Below are 16475 nucleotides of genomic sequence, written 5' to 3' on the forward strand. Positions count from 1 at the left end.
TTGCTCGAAGAGCCTCATGTCCGTACTCCGGCAAACCAGTTGCGGCTCTTTGCCTGGATCGTGCTCAATCCTCACAATAATCCGCCGCTCAACCGACTCTTGTGCGCTCAGCGATAGGTCCGGGGCAAAAGCGGGAAAGGTTAGCAGGTCGTTCGGGTTCGAATCGCCGCTTCTCCGCTAACGACTCATCCGTTTTCGCTGCAGATAGGTAGATAGTTAAATTTTGAGAGGCTTGGGCGTATCAACGGATAAAGCCCGCTACCTTCGGGATTGTTAGCGTCGCAAATTTTCGAAAGCAGCGTTTGCTAACCGACAATTCGCCTCAATCGCGTACCCAGTTTTCCACCAGGCGGCTGGGTATGTGCGGCGATTCGCTGGATTGGGGATGCGGCTTGCCGCTCAGCACGCAGTAGGCGACGCGCAGGGTATCCAGCAGCAACAGCCAGGTGATCAGCATGAACAGCGCGGTCAGGCCGGCATTCAGATAGTCGTTGAATAGCAGGTGCGGAGCTTTACCGGCCATATCCGCATCCAGCATGCCGGCCTGCAGTTTGGCGGACAAATCGTTGGCGTGAGTCAGGAAACCGACTCTGAGGTCGGCCGAAAACAGTTTTTCCCACGCCGCACTGCTGGTGATGACGAGCAGCCAGGCTAACGGTGCAGCCGTGACCCAGACGTATTTCAACTTGCCGGATTTGATCAGAATCGTGGTGGCCACGCACAATGCAATCGCCGCCAGCATTTGGTTGGCGATGCCGAACAAGGGCCACAAACTGTTGATACCGCCCAGCGGATCTATGGTGCCCATGTACAAGAAATAGCCCCAGGCGCCGACGACTGCCGCGCTGGTCAGCAGAATGCTGGCATAGTGGTTGGCTTTGCCGACACCGATGTTGAAATTGCCGAGCAGGTCCTGCAGCATGAAGCGGGCAACCCGGGTGCCGGCGTCCAGCGTGGTCAAAATGAACAGGGCTTCGAACATGATGGCGAAGTGGTACCAGGCTGCCAGCAGGTTGGCGCCGAACACTTGCGCGAACAGGCTGGCCATGCCGACCGCCAGCGACGGCGCGCCGCCGGTCCGGGCGAACAAACTGGATTCGCCCATGGTTTGCGCCAAATGTTGCATGTGCTCGACCGAAACCGGAAAACCCCAGGCGCTGATTTTTGCCACCGCGTCGGCCGCTTCCTTGCCGACCACGCCGGCCGGGCTGTTGATGGCGAAATAGACGCCGGGCTCCAATACGCTGGCGGCTATCATGGCCATAATGGCCACGAAAGATTCCATCATCATCGCGCCATAGCCGATGAAGCGGGCGTCGGCTTCGTTGGCTAACAGCTTAGGCGTGGTGCCTGAGGAAATCAGGGCGTGAAAGCCGGAAATCGCGCCGCAGGCGATGGTGATGAATACGAACGGGAACAGTTTGCCGCCGAAAATAGGTCCGCTGCCGTCGACGAATTGGGTCAAAGCCGGCATTTTCAACTCCGGGCGCAGGATCACGATAGCGACCGCCAACGCGGCGATAGTGCCCAGTTTCATAAACGTGGACAAATAATCGCGCGGGGCCAGCAGCAGCCAGACCGGCAATACCGCCGCGGCGAAGCCGTATAAGATGACCATAAGCGCCAGTTGCGGGGCGTCGTAGTCGAACCAGCCGCGAATCGCCGGATTGTCGTCTATCCAACCGCCGCCCAACACGGCGAAAATCAGCAGCGACACGCCCAGCAAGGTCGCTTCCGCTACCCGGCCCGGGCGGACATTGTTCAGATAAATACCCATCAACACCGCAATCGGTATGGTTGCCGCTACAGTCGACGTCGCCCAGGGACTGTGTTTCATCGCATTGACCACCACCAGGCCGAGCACCGCGATCAGGATGATCATGATGGTCATCACCCCCAACATGGCCGCGCCGCCACCTATCGGCCCAAGTTCGTCCTTGGCCATTTGTCCCAGCGAGCGACCATCACGCCTGACCGAAAAAAACAAAGTGACGAAATCCTGCACACAGCCGCCCAATACTGCGCCTATCAATATCCACAGGGTGCCGGGCAAGTAACCGAATTGTGCGGCCAAGGTCGGGCCAATCAGCGGGCCGGGGCCGGCGATTGCGGCAAAATGGTGGCCGAATACCACCCATTTATGGGTCGGCATGAAATCGCGGCCGTCGTCGAAGCGTTCCGCCGGCGTGGCTCGGCCGGCATCCAGCACCAACACTTTCGCCGCGACGAACGCGCTGTAGAAGCGGTAACCTAAGGCATAGGTGCACACTGCGGCGGTAATGATCCACATACTGCTGATGGTTTCGCCGCGTTGCAGGGCGATGCCGCCTATGGCCGAGGCGCCGATTAGCGCGACGGCTAGCCATGCTAGCGTGGAAACCCAAGGCTTGTTGCCGGACATGTCAATTCCTATCGGTGGATGGGGCGTTTAATCGGGATGCGGCACGCGCCAGTGCGAGCCCAGCAAACTTAATCTCTTTATATCTGTTGTTCGAGTTTATGCACGTACAAGGTCGCGCCTATCACCGCGGCTTGACCGATGAACAAATTGATCACCGGCAAGGTCAGCGCTAAGCCGGTTAGGCCGCCGAAGCTCAAGGCCCCCCAGCGCGATTGCCGCAGGAATTCCTTTTGTTCCGGAAACGTCAGGCCGCGGCTTTCCAGCGGATAGGCCATGAATTCCATGGCTATGCCCCAAGCGGCGAATATTGCCCACAGTACCGGCGCAATCAAATTGACTACCGGAATCACGGATAACAACAACAACGGCAAGGTACGCAGCAACAGGTAGCCTACCCGGCGCAGTTCGCCGACGAATACCTTGTCCCACGGAATTTCCGGCTGATCGTCGTAAGTTGCGCCAATGAGCTCCAGCGTTTTCGCAGCCAGCCGGCTGTAATACGGTGCAGCAATCAAGTTGGCGATCAAGGTGAAGGTGAAAAAGCCGATGATCAAAAAAGACACGAAAAACAGCGGCCATAAGATCCAGTTCAGCCACGACAGCCAGGCCGGAATGAATTCGTGGATCAAAGCCGACACCGAATGGTAACCCAGCACGAATGCACCGCTGTACAAGAAGAAATTGATGAACAGCGGGATCAACAGGTATTTGCGCAAAGCCGGATGATTGAGCATTTTAGCGCCTTGCAGCAAACAGCTTATCGCCACTACCGGGTTGTTGCCGTAGTTTGGGCCTATCATATCTGCAAACTCCTGACCCCGTGTTTGCCGGGATCGATGACGGCGCCGCGTTCGGTGACGATAGCGCTGATTAGTTCGGCGGGGGTGACGTCGAATACCGGATTCCAGGCACTGACCAAGGAATCGGCCTGCAAATAACAAGCGGGCAGCAATTCTTGCGCGCTACGCTGCTCGATTTCTATGCTGTCCCCGCTTTCCAAGCTGAAATCGAAGGTGGAAGACGGTGCGGCCACCATCATTTTGACGCCGTGCCGTTTGGCCAGCACGGCCAGCGAATAGGTACCTATCTTGTTGGCCACGTCGCCGTTGGCGGTAATGCGATCGGCGCCGACCACGATCCAGTCGATCTTGCCGGATTTCATCAACCAGGCGGCGGCGGAATCGGCGATCAAGGTGGCCGGAATGCCGTCTTGGGCCAGTTCCCACACGGTCAAACGCGCACCTTGCAGCCAGGGGCGGGTTTCTCCGGCGTACACTTGCTGCAACCGGCCGCGTCGATACGCGCTGCGAATCACGCCCAAGGCCGTGCCGTAACCGCCGGTCGCCAGGGCGCCGGCGTTGCAGTGGGTTAATACTGCGCGCGCGTCTCCCAGAATATCCGCGCCGCGCTCGCCCATTGCCTGATTGGCGGCCAGATCTTCGGCGTGGATTTGTTCGGCCAATGCGGTCAATGTCGTTATCGGCTCGGCGGACGGGTTGGCCAATAAAGCGCGCATTTTTTCCAACGCCCAAAACAAATTAACCGCAGTCGGCCGCGAAGCGGCCAAACGTTCGATGTCTTGTTCGACCGAGTCGCGCCAGTTGTCGGCCGGGTAGTGGCGCATCGCCGACAATACCACGCCGTATGCGGCCGCGATGCCGATTGCCGGCGCGCCGCGCACCCGCATGCTGGATATGGCTTCGGCCACCCCGGCGGCATCTTGGTATTCGTCGTAAGTTATCGTGGCGGGCAATACCCGTTGGTCCAGTACCTTCAAGGCTTGGCCGCTCCATTGCAGGGCTTGCACGGACAGTTGTTGCAGATCGCTCATAGTGTTTGTCAAAAGCCGGTTGGGATCTCAGGGTTATAATCGAGTTTTTTGCCGAGGAAAGCCATGCAAGTCGATTTGATAGTTCAAGCGCGTTGGATTATACCCGTAGAGCCGGCCTCGGTAATCCACGAAAATTACAGCGTGGTGGTCAACGACGGCAGGATCGTCGATTTGCTGGACAACGAGGCCGCACTACAAATCTATCAACCGCGTGCCGTGGAATGCCTGGATCGGCAGGTATTGATCCCCGGTTTGGTCAATTGTCATACCCACGCGGCGATGTCGTTGCTGTCCGGTATCGCGGACGATTTGCCGCTGATGGATTGGCTGACCCATCACATTTGGCCGGCGGAACAAAAGTGGGTGAGCGAGGCTTTCGTGCGCGACGGCACCGATTTGGCGATAGCGGAAATGCTACGCGGCGGCACCACCTGTTTCAACGATATGTATTTCTTTCCGGAGGTGACCGCCCAGCAAGCCATCGCCCATGGGATTCGGGCTAATGTAGGGCTGATCGTATTCGATTTTCCGACCGTATGGGCGGAAAACGCCGATGCCTATTTACAGAAGGGTTTAGCCCTGCACGATCGCTTGCGCCACCAAGCTTTGATCAGCACGTCGTTTGCGCCGCACGCACCGTATACGGTTTCCGACGAACCATTGCGCCAAGTGCGCACTTTTGCCGACGAGCTGGAATTGACCGTGCACATGCATGTGCACGAAACCCGCCACGAAGTCGACGAACAGCGGCAAAAAACCGGACATACGCCGCTGCAACGTCTGGCCGATTTAGGCTTGCTCACCTCTGCCTTTATGGCAGTACACATGACACAGCTGAGCGACGAGGAAATAGGGTTTTATGCCCAAACCGGCGGCCATATCGTGCATTGTCCGGAATCCAATATGAAACTGGCCAGCGGGTTTTGCCCGGTTGCCGCTTGCTTGAAAGCCGGTATCAATGTCGCTTTAGGTACCGACGGCGCCGCCAGCAACAACGATCAGGACATGCTGGCGGAAATGCGGGTCGCGGCATTGCTGGCCAAAGGCGTTTCCGGCGACGCCAGCGCGGTGTCGGCCGCGCAAGCCTTGCAAATGGCGACCTTGAACGGCGCGAAAGCCTTGGGTCTGGATGCGGCTATCGGTTCCTTGCTGCCGGGTAAACAGGCCGATCTGGTGGCCATCGATTTGAGCGAGGTGGAAACCCAGCCGGTGTTCAATCCCCTGGCGCAAGTGGTGTACGCCGCCAGCCGGCATCAAGTCAGCGATGTGTGGGTGGCCGGCAAGCGGTTGTTGAACAAGCGGCAATTGACGACTTTGGATTTGGAAGAGTTGCGCGGCCGTGCGGCGATTTGGCAGCAACGCCTGACGGGGCGCTAACTAACCGGCAAGGCGTCCGCCGATTTCGGTACAACTTTGATGGTTTTTTCCGCTATAGCCTTGGGCTACAATCAGCGCGCTTTTGAACCCACTTAGGTATTGGAGAAGAGAACATGGCTGAATACAGAAAATACAAATGCAAAACCTGCGGTCACATCTACGACGAAGCGGTGGGTGATCCGAGAAACGGGGTTGCACCGGGCACTCGTTGGGAAGACGTGCCGGAAGATTGGGGTTGCCCGAAATGCGGCGCGGTGAAATCGATGTTTACCCTGGTGCGCTAAGGGTCGGCTGTTTTAGGGGGGGAGTTGGGTTGTAGTTATCGAGCCCAACTCGCCGTCGGCGGATTGCGGGCCGGAACCGTATCCAAACCGAATAGTCTTTAAAATGCAGTTTTACTGTTTGTTCCGGCATTGAAATAAAACCGGCCGACGTCGCGGTATCGCCGATTCAGGGGCCAATATGCAGATTACATCGTCCACACAGGGCTATGCGTTAAATCGGGCTTATGCCTCGACCGGCCATGCTGTGCCGGTTAAAAACTCCGCTACCGGCAATACCGAACAAAACCAACAATCCGCACAACTCGACGGGCTAAAATCGCGCGACCGCGAGGTAAAAGCGCACGAGCAAGCGCACTTGTCGGCAGCCGGGGGCTTTGCGCTTAGCGCTGCTAAATTCACATACGTGGTTGGCCCGGACGGGCAACGTTATGCTACCGGCGGTGAAGTTAAAATTGACGTTTCTCCGGTAGAAGGCGATCCTGAAGCAACCTTGCGTAAAGCCGAAACCATACGCAGGGCGGCCTTGGCACCCGCCGAGCCCTCCTCCCAAGACTACGCCGTGGCAGCGAAGGCAGCGGCGATGGCGGCTAAAGCGGCTGCCGAATTAGCCAAAACCGCTATTGAGCCGGCTGGATTAGGCGGCACATTGGATGTCGTCGCCTAGTCGGTATCGGCAAACCTAACGCCGAAGCCGATAGCGTTTTCCAGCCTGACCACTTTGGCGATGCGCACCGGGGCCCCTTCGAATTCGGTGGTTTGCACTTCGATATTCTCGTCGATACGAGGCATATCTTGTTCAGCGCATAACAAGAACAGGCCGCTGTCCGACAAATCCCGCAAAGTGGCAAAAAAAGTTCGCCCTTGTTCTCCCGGCAGCGCGACTTTTATCTTGGCGCGGTGCGCTAAACGCTGGTGTTTACGTTGGTCCTGTGGGTTCACGTCCGAGTCTACCTGTTAAGAAGAAATTAATCCGATTGCCGCCATACTGGTCGCCGGGCAGAATGCTCAGTTTTAAGCTCGCCCAGCACTCGCACTTATCGTGTTGCCCTAGGCCGGCAGCTGTTTGGCAAGCAGATTATAGTCAACGAATAAATCGCGGCTGCCGCCCCAATTGAGCAATAATACCGATTTTAACCGCAAGGCCGGGGAAATGCGTATGTCCTTCGGCCTACACCTCCTTATGTAACTAATGACGAATCGCCCAAGAACTCGAAAACGTAACTCGTCCAGGCGCAGAAGAAACCCACCGAAAACACCCTGGTTATTAAAAGCCGCAATTCCGCTCGTATTGGTAGGCGGCTTTTTCGCCGTAAGTTATATCGGTTATCTGGACTACACGGTGCGGGAACAATTTGAGGGCAAGCGTTGGTCCATTCCGGCCAGAGTCTATGCCAACCCGGTCGAACTTTACGCGGGCTTGTCTTATTCGCCCAAGGAGATGGAAGACTTGTTGCTGCGATTGCATTACCGGCAAGACCGGCAATTGGGCGGAGAAGGCGCTTATTACCTGGATGGTTCCGGCGTATATGTGAAAACGAGGGCGTTTAATTTCGGCGATAAACAACAAGAACAACGCAACCTTAAAATTAGTTTTTCCGGCCGTTCGGTAGCCGCTATCGTCGACGCGGCCAGCGGCGCTGACCTGCCGATTCTGCGGATGGAGCCCGAACAAATCGGCAGTTTTTATCCCAGCCGCAAGGAAGATCGGGTATTGATCAAGCTGGAAGAGGCGCCGGAAGCGTTATTGCAAGGACTGTTCTCCACCGAGGACAGGGATTTTTACCATCATTTCGGCGTATCGCCGCGCGGTATCTTGCGGGCCATGTGGGCTAACGTCAAAGCCGGCGGCATGGTGCAAGGCGGCAGCACCATCACGCAACAGCTGGTCAAAAACTTTTTTCTGACTTCCGAGCGCAGTTTGACCCGTAAGGTTAACGAAGCTTTGATGGCGCTGATTTTGGAGTATCACTACAGCAAGGACGAGATTTTGGAAGCCTATTTGAACGAGATTTTTCTCGGTCAAGACGGCAGTAGCGCCGTGCACGGTTTCGGCTTGGCCAGCGAATTTTATTTCGGACAATCGCTTAAGACCTTGAATTTACCGCAAGTCGCCACCTTGGTGGCATTGGTGCGCGGCCCGTCGTTTTACGATCCGCGTCGTAATCGGGAGCGGGCTATCGAGCGGCGGAATCTGGTGCTCGATGCCATGGCGGAACAAGGTTATATCAGCCATGAACAAGCGGTCGAGGCCAAAAAGCAAACCATGGAAGTCGTCACCATGAGCCACCGCGCGGCAAACCGCTATCCGGGCTTCATCGATTTGGTCAGAAGGCAGCTGAAAGTCGAATACAAAGAAGAGGACTTAACATCGGAAGGGCTACGCATCTTCACCACCCTGGATACTCGAGTCCAAGACGAATTGGAGCAAGTCCTGACGGAAAAGTTGAAAAAACTGGAACGCAGCCCCAAGTCCAATGATCTGGAAGGCGCGGCCGTTGTTACCCGCAGAGACAGCGGAGAAATCGTCGCCTTGGCCGGCGGGCGTGACGGCGGCGAGGCAGGTTTTAATCGGGCTTTAGATGCAGTGCGGCCTATTGGCTCATTGATCAAACCGATTGTGTATCTGACTGCGCTGGAATACCCGAAGCGCTATACCATCATCACGCCGATCAGCGATACCCGTTTGGACATTCCGGCGGAAAAAGGCAAATCCTGGTCGCCGGACAATTACGACAACCGCGAACACGGGGTGGTTGCGCTGCACACCGCATTAACCAACTCTTACAATATGGCCACGGTACGGATAGGCATGGATGTCGGTTTGGCAAAAATCGCCGCTAATTTGCGCAGCATGGGGGTTAGCCGGGATATCGAGGTGTTTCCGTCCATGTTGCTGGGCGCGGTGCCTTTATCGCCTATCGACGTCACCCAGGTCTACCAAACCTTGGCCGGAGACGGTTACTCCACGCCGCTACGAAGTATCAGAGCGGTGAATGCCGCGGACGGAAAGGCGCTGCAAAGCTATCCTTATACGGTGCGGCAAGTGGTGGATCCGGCAGCAACCTACATTACCAATACTATTTTGCAGGACGTCATGCGTTACGGTACCGGCCGCTCGGCGTATAACTATATGTCCGGCGATATGAATCTGGCCGGTAAAACCGGAACCACCAACATGTTGCGCGACAGTTGGTTTGCCGGCTACAGCGGCGATTATTTATCCGTGGTTTGGGTCGGCCGCGACGACAACAAGCCCAGCGGTTTGACGGGCTCCAGCGGCGCGTTGCAGATTTGGGCGGAACTGATGCGACGCATCAGCCGCCAGCCGGTCACGTTGGTTGCACCGGACAATATACAAATGCGCTGGGTCGCCAACGGACTGTTGGCTGACGAACATTGTGCCGATGCCCGCTACCTGCCGTTTGTTTCCGGCTCGGAGCCCAGCGAATACGGCGAGTGCGGCGCACCGGCCGGCGACGATTCTTGGTTAAATCAGTTAAATCCATTTCTATGAAAAAAATAGCAGGTGTTGCTTTATTGATCACGTCTTGCGGTCCAGCCACGGCGGAGACCGCGCCCATCCAACAGTTGAAACAGGTTTTGCACAGCAGCGAGACCTTGTCGGCGGATTTTCGCCAAGTCAGTGTCAATAAATCCGGCCAAGCCGGACAAAGCAGTAGCGGCCGGTTTTATTTACAGAGGCCGGGTAAGTTTCGTTGGGATTATTTGAAGCCTTTTGTACAAGAGATCGTATCCAACTCCGGCAAAGTTTGGTTTTACGACGCGGATCTGGAACAAGTGACGGTGAAGCAATTGGACGACTCGGTAGGTTCTACCCCGGCTTTGTTATTAACCGGCCAAGTCGATTTGGACGAAAAGTTTGTGCTGGAAGATCAAGGTCAAGACGAGGAGATGAATTGGATCAAATTGTCGCCCAAGAACGAAGAAAGCGGTTTCAAATACATTCTGATCGGTTTGGAGCATGGACAAATCGGTGGCATGGAGCTGAGCGACAACTTCGGCCAGTTGACCCGCATCTATTTTTCCAACGTCAAGCTCAATCCGGTATTGAGCGATGAGTTGTTCAATTTCAAACCGCCGAAAAACGCCGATTTATTCGAAAATTAACCGGGACAATCGAGCCAACAAGCCGCCGTATTCAGCGCCGATGGCCGGCAGGCAATTCGAATCCAAGACCTATCTAGTCAATGCTCGACATTAACCAAGAGTAACGAGCGTTATGCGGAAACGGGGATTACCGAATGATGTCTCTAATCCGTAGCCTGCGTTGCCCGGTTTCGCTTGGCTAGCTCGTCTAGCGATTATCGTAGCGGTTTAAATCGAATAAGCCGGCCTCTAATCCGGCTTGCCGTTGGTAGCGCTGGTTGAACCAATCGAAATAGGCCCAAAAATGCGGATGAGTGCGCCTGATGGCGTAAGCCGCGTAAAACGCCTCGCGTTGCCGGTCGCTGTTACAGGCCGCCAAATCCGCGACGAACTTCGGCAAATCCCGTTGTGCCACATAGAAAAATACGTTGGGATAACTGCCTAGAAAGCCGGACACGACGGTTAATTTATCCCGCTTGGGATTGTGGCGCAGATCCTCGACGAATAAAGTCGACAAGTTTTTTAAGTCTCTATCCACCAACAAGGTGAATACGCTATCGTCCTGCCCCTCATCGTCGGCTTTGATACGCAAAAAAGCGGTCTCAGGCAGCGTTTGCAATGGCGTGCCGCTGATCGCCGTTAGTTGCCGTAACGGTTGTAAAACGCCAGGCGCAATGTCTTGCAGCCTATGAGTGCTGCAATCGGCGAACAAACAGCCGTTAATGGCGTCTCCGGCCCCCGCGGCCCGATCCAGTCGGCGGGCAACCTTGTGTAAAAATTCGGCTTGATGGCCTTGCGAACGGTATTTAACCCCGGATTCCTGCTGAATGCCGAATAAGGGTTGCGCCATTAATTTTGACATTTCCGGCAAAATTCCGGCGTACCATATCGCGTGGATGGCTTCGCGTTGCCGGGCCGGCATGAAGCGCAGGAAGTTGTTTTCCCCATCCATTCTCAAATAATCCATGTATTTGCGGGTAGCGAGTTGATGCCACAAGGTACCGTAGACGTCGAAGCCGGCCACCAACAAATAATGCAAGCGTTCCAACAAGGGATAATCGATTACCCAGGCCGTTTTCGGCACGCTGCCCACAAAACCTTTGACGACGGTGGCGCTGTCGAAATGGCGGAACACGGTCAGCGCCGCATTCCGGTTGCTGCGGTCGCCGTCCCAAATATCGGTTTCGTCCAATCCGCGCTGACGCGCTTGCAATACGGCCGCCACGAAATTTTCCTTATCCTGCAGATACTGCTGCGCCAGGGTATCGTAGTCGTACCAACCCAGGCTGCTGATGTTCTCGCCTTCGGCCGCCGGCAAGGACAAAATTTCGCTGTGGTTGGCCAAAAATTGCGAGCCGCGCCCGGAATAATCGAAATCGGGCGAGACGAACATCACCCAAAACCGGTCTTGAATCGCATTCAGGGCAATTTGACCGCGACACACCGGTCCTTTGATAAAGCCGGCAATGAAATAAGCGGCTTCGTCCAGTAAAAAACGGTAGCGCGCATCCACGGGGATGGCTGCATAGGTTAAAAACGGATTGGTGGCGCGTTTCTCCGCGTAACCCGGCAGCGCATCCACCGTATACGGGGCGTCGATAAACCAGCGGCGGATTTTTTCCAAGCGACTGTCGCTCAACGCGTACACAAAATGGGTTTTGTCGACGATGGTCTCGGTCACCGGCTTTAAGCGGTAGTAAACCCGCTCTACGCCGGGATTCTGATACGGCAAATCGGTGACGATTTCCTGCAACGCCTCGCCCGGTGCGGTTTTGGAACGCACCAGCGTAAAAAACCGGTTGGCTGCTGCCTGTTCAAAATATAAATGTCCCAAAAATAGATGTTCGTATAAGTAGCGCGCGGTCAACCGGTGCTTGAGCCCGGGTTGATTTAAAAAATCTTCCCATACCGCAATCAACCGTTGCGTTTGCGCATCCGGCTCCGGCCGACTTTCCATCTTTGCCCCTTGTTCGATCCAGGCATTGACGAGCCGGCGTTGTTGACCGCTCAAACCGGGAAAACCGTACGGCATGCCCCAATCGGGATGTTGGGCGCGGAAGGCGTCGAACTCTTCCGGTTTGGGGCATTCCAAATCGCGGTCCAATTCGAACTTGAAACTATCCGGCAATTTGCCGGACACCGGAAACAACTGCTCGCGCTTGAGCGCCAGCATCGCCGCTAACAAATTCGGTTTATCCGGCGCTTGCGAGCCTACCGGCGCATCGTTTAATACCGGGAAAAATCCCAATTGCCGCCATTGTTCCGTAGTCTGCGCATCCATGAACAAACGCGTATGCACTGCCGGAGTTAAACGTTCGCCGTCGTAGACTTTGGCTTTACTGGCGCCTCGCGCCAAGCCTTCCGGGGCGGTCAGTTTCAGTTGACAAGGCGCGTCGTAACACGAATGGCAAACCACGCAGCGCTGCTCCAATATCGGCTTGATCTGCTGCTCGAACGATATGGGCCGGCCGGCAACGTCATGGGCACCCGGCTCCTCCGTTTCTATCCGATAGCTTTGTTCGAATTCGTTTCCGCACCGGCCTTGCTTGACGACAACAAGCAGCAACAGCGCAACCGCACATTGCATCATGCGCATAAACTCTCCGTTCCGGTCCCGGTAATGATTGCTCAAACAACGATTTACACGCGTTAGCCCCGCCAGCCTATTGTCTATGCGGCTGAAAAAAGAATCCGTGATCGGAAAACGCGTCGCCGGCAGACTCCCGGCCAATCCCCATGCGCTAGGCAGTTTATAGGAAAATGCGGCGGGCCTGGAAGCGGCCTTCGCTAATTGGAGGACAGTAAGGTTCGGCGCCTAAGTGGATCAACCACCGACAGTCGAGACGAAATACCGGTGAACAGCGGTTAAAGAACTTTCCGGCAGATTGGCGGTACCCGGCTTTTGACCACACCTTTCATTTGTTCCTGAATCGAAACACGTCGGCACCCGCATTATCGTCGCCGAACGTTAAATTTTCCCCGGAAGACTCGAATACCAAAAACCGGCCGTTGCCGCTAATGGCCGGACTCCGGCTAACGCCGTCGGACTCCCACGCTTGAGCGTTCACCGACACTCTGGTCAGTTGCCCGGTTTTCCTATCTTTTAAAAAAACATCCGATTTGTCGTTTAAATCCTGTCCGACCAAATTATCCGCGCCGGACATAAAGCTCACGAACCGTCCATCGTTACTGATAGTCGCCGCCGAACTATCGCCGTCAGCTTCCACGCCGCCGCCGGCTAAGGAAACTCGCACCACTCTGCCGCTAGCCATATCTTTAACGAATACGTCTATGGCCGCATTGTCGTCGCCACCCACCAGATTCGTCGCGTGGGAATGAAAGGCAATATAGCGGCCGTTGGCACTGATGGCCGCCCCGAAACTATCGCCGTTCGCTTGTCCGCCGGAGCCGGAAACGGAAACCCGTTCTACTACGCCGGTCGCAAGGTTTTTACGAAAAATGTCGTAACTGCCGTTGCTGTCGCCCCCCACCAGATTGGTCGCCGCCGATTCGAACACCACGAAGTTGCCGTTGGCGCTAATGGCCGGATAATAACTTTCACCGTTTGCCTGACTACCGTCCGCGGCGCTGGAAACCTGCACAAGCTGCCCGGAAGCGATGCGTTTGACAAAGACCTGCGGATATCCGTTGCTTCCTCCGGCTACCAAATTGGTGGCGTAAGAAAAGAACGCCACTATTGCGCCGTCGGCGCTCAATTTCGGCTGGTAGCTGGCCTTGTTGCCCAACGTTCCGTCTTCGGCACAGGACACCAACAATAAACGACCGGTTTTCATGTCTTTGAAAAATACGTCGGCCTGCAAATTATCGTCTTGCACGGCGAAATTACCGGCATTCGAATAAAACGCGACATAGCGCCCGGTAGCGCTGAGCGACGGGGCATAACTGGCCGCGTCGCCAAGTTCCCCGCTTTGGCTAATCGACGCTATTGTCACATTCCCGGATTTAAGATCTTTGACGAATACGTCCGAACTATTGTTGCTATCGCCATCGATTAGATCGCCGGCCAGCGATTCGAATGCCACCATCCGACCGGTGGCATTGACGGCCGCGTTCCGGCTGGTACCGTCACCGGGTATGCCGGCGTGATTGCCGGAGGCCAACTGCAAGGTTCCCGCTATCGCTACACCGGCAAATAGGCTAATCGACAAACAGACAAGTCCGCGGCAAAAGGTCGTCACACCTGATTTGTTATTTTTCGTTTTCATTTTTGCGCACTCTGAAAATACTGTTTCAACCGCGTGACAGGATTTCCTCTGCCACGCGGTTATTAACCGACAGATGCGCCGCATTTTTTGTGGTAAGGGTCTAAAACAACCCAACGTTAAGATTTTCTAGCCGAAAATTGCGAACTGGATAAGCTTTGCGGACGGATGATGAACGAGAAGCTTAGCGTGCGACTTTTCCGTGTCGTGTTTTACGAGAGCAGTGACCTAAAACGCCGCAGCTTCCGGTAGCTGGTGCGGGTGGCCGGCCGGTTTGTATGGTCCGCTAGGGTTTTAATCACATGTGTCCGATAACGCCGGCGCTAATCGGCCCATGTTTTTACTCAGGCTCAGAACAACAAAATCCGTTAGACTAACGGCTTGATGTCATCAATTTTGGAGTGATTTATGAAATTCGCTATAACCAATCCGGGTGCATTTTCGACTTTGTCGGTACATCTGGAACAAAGCGAAAGCATCAAGGCCGAATCAGGCGCCATGATCGCTATGAGCGAGACATTGGATGTCGATTCCAAAATGGAAAAGGGCCTGCTGGGCGGCTTGTCCCGCAAACTGCTCACCGGCGAATCACTGTTTTTCCAAACCATCACCGCATCGCGCGGCCCCGGCGAAGTGATGCTGGCGTCTGCATATCCCGGCGAAATTCAAGTTCTCGAATTGGACGGTTCGGAAGAATACTTGTTGCAAAAAGACGGTTTTTTAGCCGCCGAACATTCCGTCGACGTCGCCACCAAAGCACAAAATTTGACCAAGGGCTTGTTTTCCGGCGAAGGTTTCTTCGTGATGCGCATCAGCGGCCGCGGTAAACTGGCCATCAGCACCTACGGCGGCATCCAAAAACTATCCCTGGCGCCCGGCGAAACCCGCATCATCGATAACAGCCACATGGTGGCCTGGAGCGCCAACGCTAACTATAAAATCGAAAAAGCCTCTAAAGGCTGGATATCCAGCTTTACCAGCGGCGAGGGCTTGGTCTGCCGATTCCGCGGACCGGGCGACGTATATATCCAAACCCGCAATTCGCCGGGCTTTGGCTCGTGGATCAGGCAATTCATTCCGACCCGTTAACAGACAGACGAAAAACATGACTTCCGGCAGCGTTTACAACGGCCTGTATTACGCCGGGCGCGACAAATTTCAGGTGCAGTTTCGCGTGACCGGCCACGGAATTTTGGAGTTTGACGTCGCGGAGCGCGGCCGCTTGGAAATCCCGGTGCAAAAGACAACGCTGGATCTCATCGGCGATCCGGGCACGACTTTGCAAATGCGCTGGTCTACCGACGATCTTCGCCACGCGTTGTTGTGTAATCAGCCGGCGTTGCTCAATGAACTGTCGGCGTTAAATCTGCCTCGGGCCACATTGACCCAATTGGCCATCTTGCAAGCCAAGCAACGGAAAAGCCTAAAAGGCGAAACGCACCGGGTACCGGTCTATTTAAGCCTGATTGCGGCATTTTTTGTCGGCGGCTACTTCGCTCTGCAGTATTCGACCCCGTTGCTAGCCGACCTGATTCCCTACCAATGGGAACAAAAAATCGGCGCTTTCGCGCTGGAGAACTATCGGTTGGGAAAGAAAACCGTCGACGATCCGGCAGTAATCGATGCGGTCAACACTATCGTCAATCGGATCAATAACTTCGATGACGCCGACATCGAATATCAACCGGCGGTGGTCGATGCGGACATGATCAATGCCTTCGCCTTTCCGGGCGGTTATGTTGTGGTGACGACCGGCTTGATCGAAAACGCCGACAACCCCGAACAAGTCGCCGGCGTGCTGGCCCATGAATTGACTCATGTGATCGAGCGACACAGCATGCGCAAATTACTGCGGCACGCCGGGATGGGCGTATTGATCGGCATCGTGTTCGGCGACGTGTCCGCGCTATCGCAGCTGATCGAACTCAGCGCACAACTGGACAGCCTATCGTTCGACCGCGACCAGGAACGCAGCGCCGACGAAGGGGCGATTAAAATCATGAGCGCCGCCGGCTTGTCGCCCAAACATCTGGCGACTTTTTTCGAAAAACTACCAAAAGCCGATGCGCTTACCGGCAGCATTCCGCAACTGTTTCAAACCCATCCTTTGACAGACGATCGTATCGAACGCGTCGCGCAGGCTACCGAACCGGAGCAGTTATTCGCATTCGCTATGGATTGGGATGAGGTGAAACGAAGAGTCAAACGGCCTGAGGCGGCCCATGCTAGCGGAAAATAACCCGGATGCTGAA

13 protein-coding genes are annotated in these 16475 nt (G+C 55.4%); 7 read left to right on the forward strand and 6 right to left on the reverse strand.

The window, feature by feature from the left end; all coding sequences use genetic code 11:
- Positions 1–322: 322 nt before the first annotated feature.
- From AB0A83_RS16020 to mtnA, 3 genes are all read right to left on the reverse strand, one after another.
- Positions 323–2401 carry a carbon starvation CstA family protein gene (locus AB0A83_RS16020; RefSeq protein ID WP_150050104.1) on the reverse strand — a complete coding sequence of 693 codons (2079 nt, stop codon included), beginning with the start codon at positions 2399–2401 and terminating at the stop codon, positions 323–325.
- Positions 2402–2478: 77 nt separating this feature from the next.
- The gene (gene cysZ / locus AB0A83_RS16025) at positions 2479–3201 is read right to left on the reverse strand and encodes a sulfate transporter CysZ (RefSeq protein WP_150050106.1); all 723 of its coding nucleotides are present in this window, start codon (positions 3199–3201) and stop codon (positions 2479–2481) included.
- The gene (mtnA, locus tag AB0A83_RS16030) at positions 3198–4232 is read right to left on the reverse strand and encodes an S-methyl-5-thioribose-1-phosphate isomerase (RefSeq protein ID WP_367154711.1); all 1035 of its coding nucleotides are present in this window, start codon (positions 4230–4232) and stop codon (positions 3198–3200) included. The genes cysZ and mtnA overlap by 4 nt, the downstream gene beginning before the upstream one ends.
- 63 nt (positions 4233–4295) lie before the next feature.
- Here mtnA and AB0A83_RS16035 point away from each other — a divergent pair, with 63 nt between their 5' ends.
- The 3 genes from AB0A83_RS16035 to AB0A83_RS16045 all read left to right on the forward strand — a co-directional run bounded on the left by AB0A83_RS16035 (position 4296) and on the right by AB0A83_RS16045 (position 6557).
- On the forward strand, positions 4296–5609 hold the full coding sequence (locus AB0A83_RS16035) for a TRZ/ATZ family hydrolase (RefSeq protein ID WP_367154712.1): 1314 nt from the start codon (positions 4296–4298) through the stop codon (positions 5607–5609).
- 113 nt (positions 5610–5722) lie between these two features.
- Positions 5723–5893, forward strand: coding sequence for a rubredoxin (locus tag AB0A83_RS16040; protein ID WP_150050112.1), 171 nt, complete (start codon positions 5723–5725; stop codon positions 5891–5893).
- Between the two features lie 178 nt (positions 5894–6071).
- Positions 6072–6557, forward strand: coding sequence for a putative metalloprotease CJM1_0395 family protein (locus AB0A83_RS16045; RefSeq protein WP_150050114.1), 486 nt, complete (start codon positions 6072–6074; stop codon positions 6555–6557).
- On the opposite strand, the gene AB0A83_RS16050 is transcribed toward AB0A83_RS16045, so the two are convergent.
- Positions 6554–6832 carry a PilZ domain-containing protein gene (locus AB0A83_RS16050; RefSeq protein ID WP_150050116.1) on the reverse strand — a complete coding sequence of 93 codons (279 nt, stop codon included), beginning with the start codon at positions 6830–6832 and terminating at the stop codon, positions 6554–6556. The genes AB0A83_RS16045 and AB0A83_RS16050 overlap by 4 nt on opposite strands.
- A gap of 250 nt (positions 6833–7082) precedes the next feature.
- On the opposite strand from AB0A83_RS16050, the gene mrcB reads away from it, so the two are divergent.
- Together mrcB and lolA are read left to right on the forward strand one after the other, a co-directional pair.
- On the forward strand, positions 7083–9407 hold the full coding sequence (gene mrcB / locus AB0A83_RS16055; RefSeq protein WP_150050118.1) for a penicillin-binding protein 1B: 2325 nt from the start codon (positions 7083–7085) through the stop codon (positions 9405–9407).
- Positions 9404–10021 (forward strand): outer membrane lipoprotein chaperone LolA, encoded by a 618-nt coding sequence (gene lolA / locus AB0A83_RS16060; RefSeq protein WP_150050120.1) that lies wholly within the window; start codon positions 9404–9406, stop codon positions 10019–10021. The genes mrcB and lolA overlap by 4 nt, the downstream gene beginning before the upstream one ends.
- Positions 10022–10208: 187 nt before the next feature.
- On the opposite strand, the gene AB0A83_RS16065 is transcribed toward lolA, so the two are convergent.
- On the reverse strand, positions 10209–12596 hold the full coding sequence (locus tag AB0A83_RS16065) for a fatty acid cis/trans isomerase (RefSeq protein WP_367154713.1): 2388 nt from the start codon (positions 12594–12596) through the stop codon (positions 10209–10211).
- Positions 12597–12915: 319 nt separating this feature from the next.
- A complete protein-coding gene (locus AB0A83_RS16070; RefSeq protein ID WP_367154714.1) occupies positions 12916–14226 on the reverse strand; it encodes a TolB family protein in 1311 nt (436 codons plus the stop codon).
- Positions 14227–14631: 405 nt separating this feature from the next.
- Between AB0A83_RS16070 and AB0A83_RS16075 the strand changes: the two genes are divergently transcribed.
- Positions 14632–15312: a TIGR00266 family protein gene (locus AB0A83_RS16075; protein ID WP_367154715.1), complete on the forward strand. Its 681-nt coding sequence runs from the start codon at positions 14632–14634 to the stop codon at positions 15310–15312.
- Positions 15313–15328: 16 nt separating this feature from the next.
- Entirely contained in the window at positions 15329–16462 is a 1134-nt protein-coding gene (locus tag AB0A83_RS16080; RefSeq protein ID WP_367154716.1) for a M48 family metallopeptidase, read from the forward strand.
- Positions 16463–16475: the final 13 nt, after the last annotated feature.

This window comes from Methylomonas sp. HYX-M1 (genome assembly GCF_040741385.1).
GTDB classification, from domain to species: Bacteria; Pseudomonadota; Gammaproteobacteria; order Methylococcales; family Methylomonadaceae; genus Methylomonas; species Methylomonas rhizoryzae.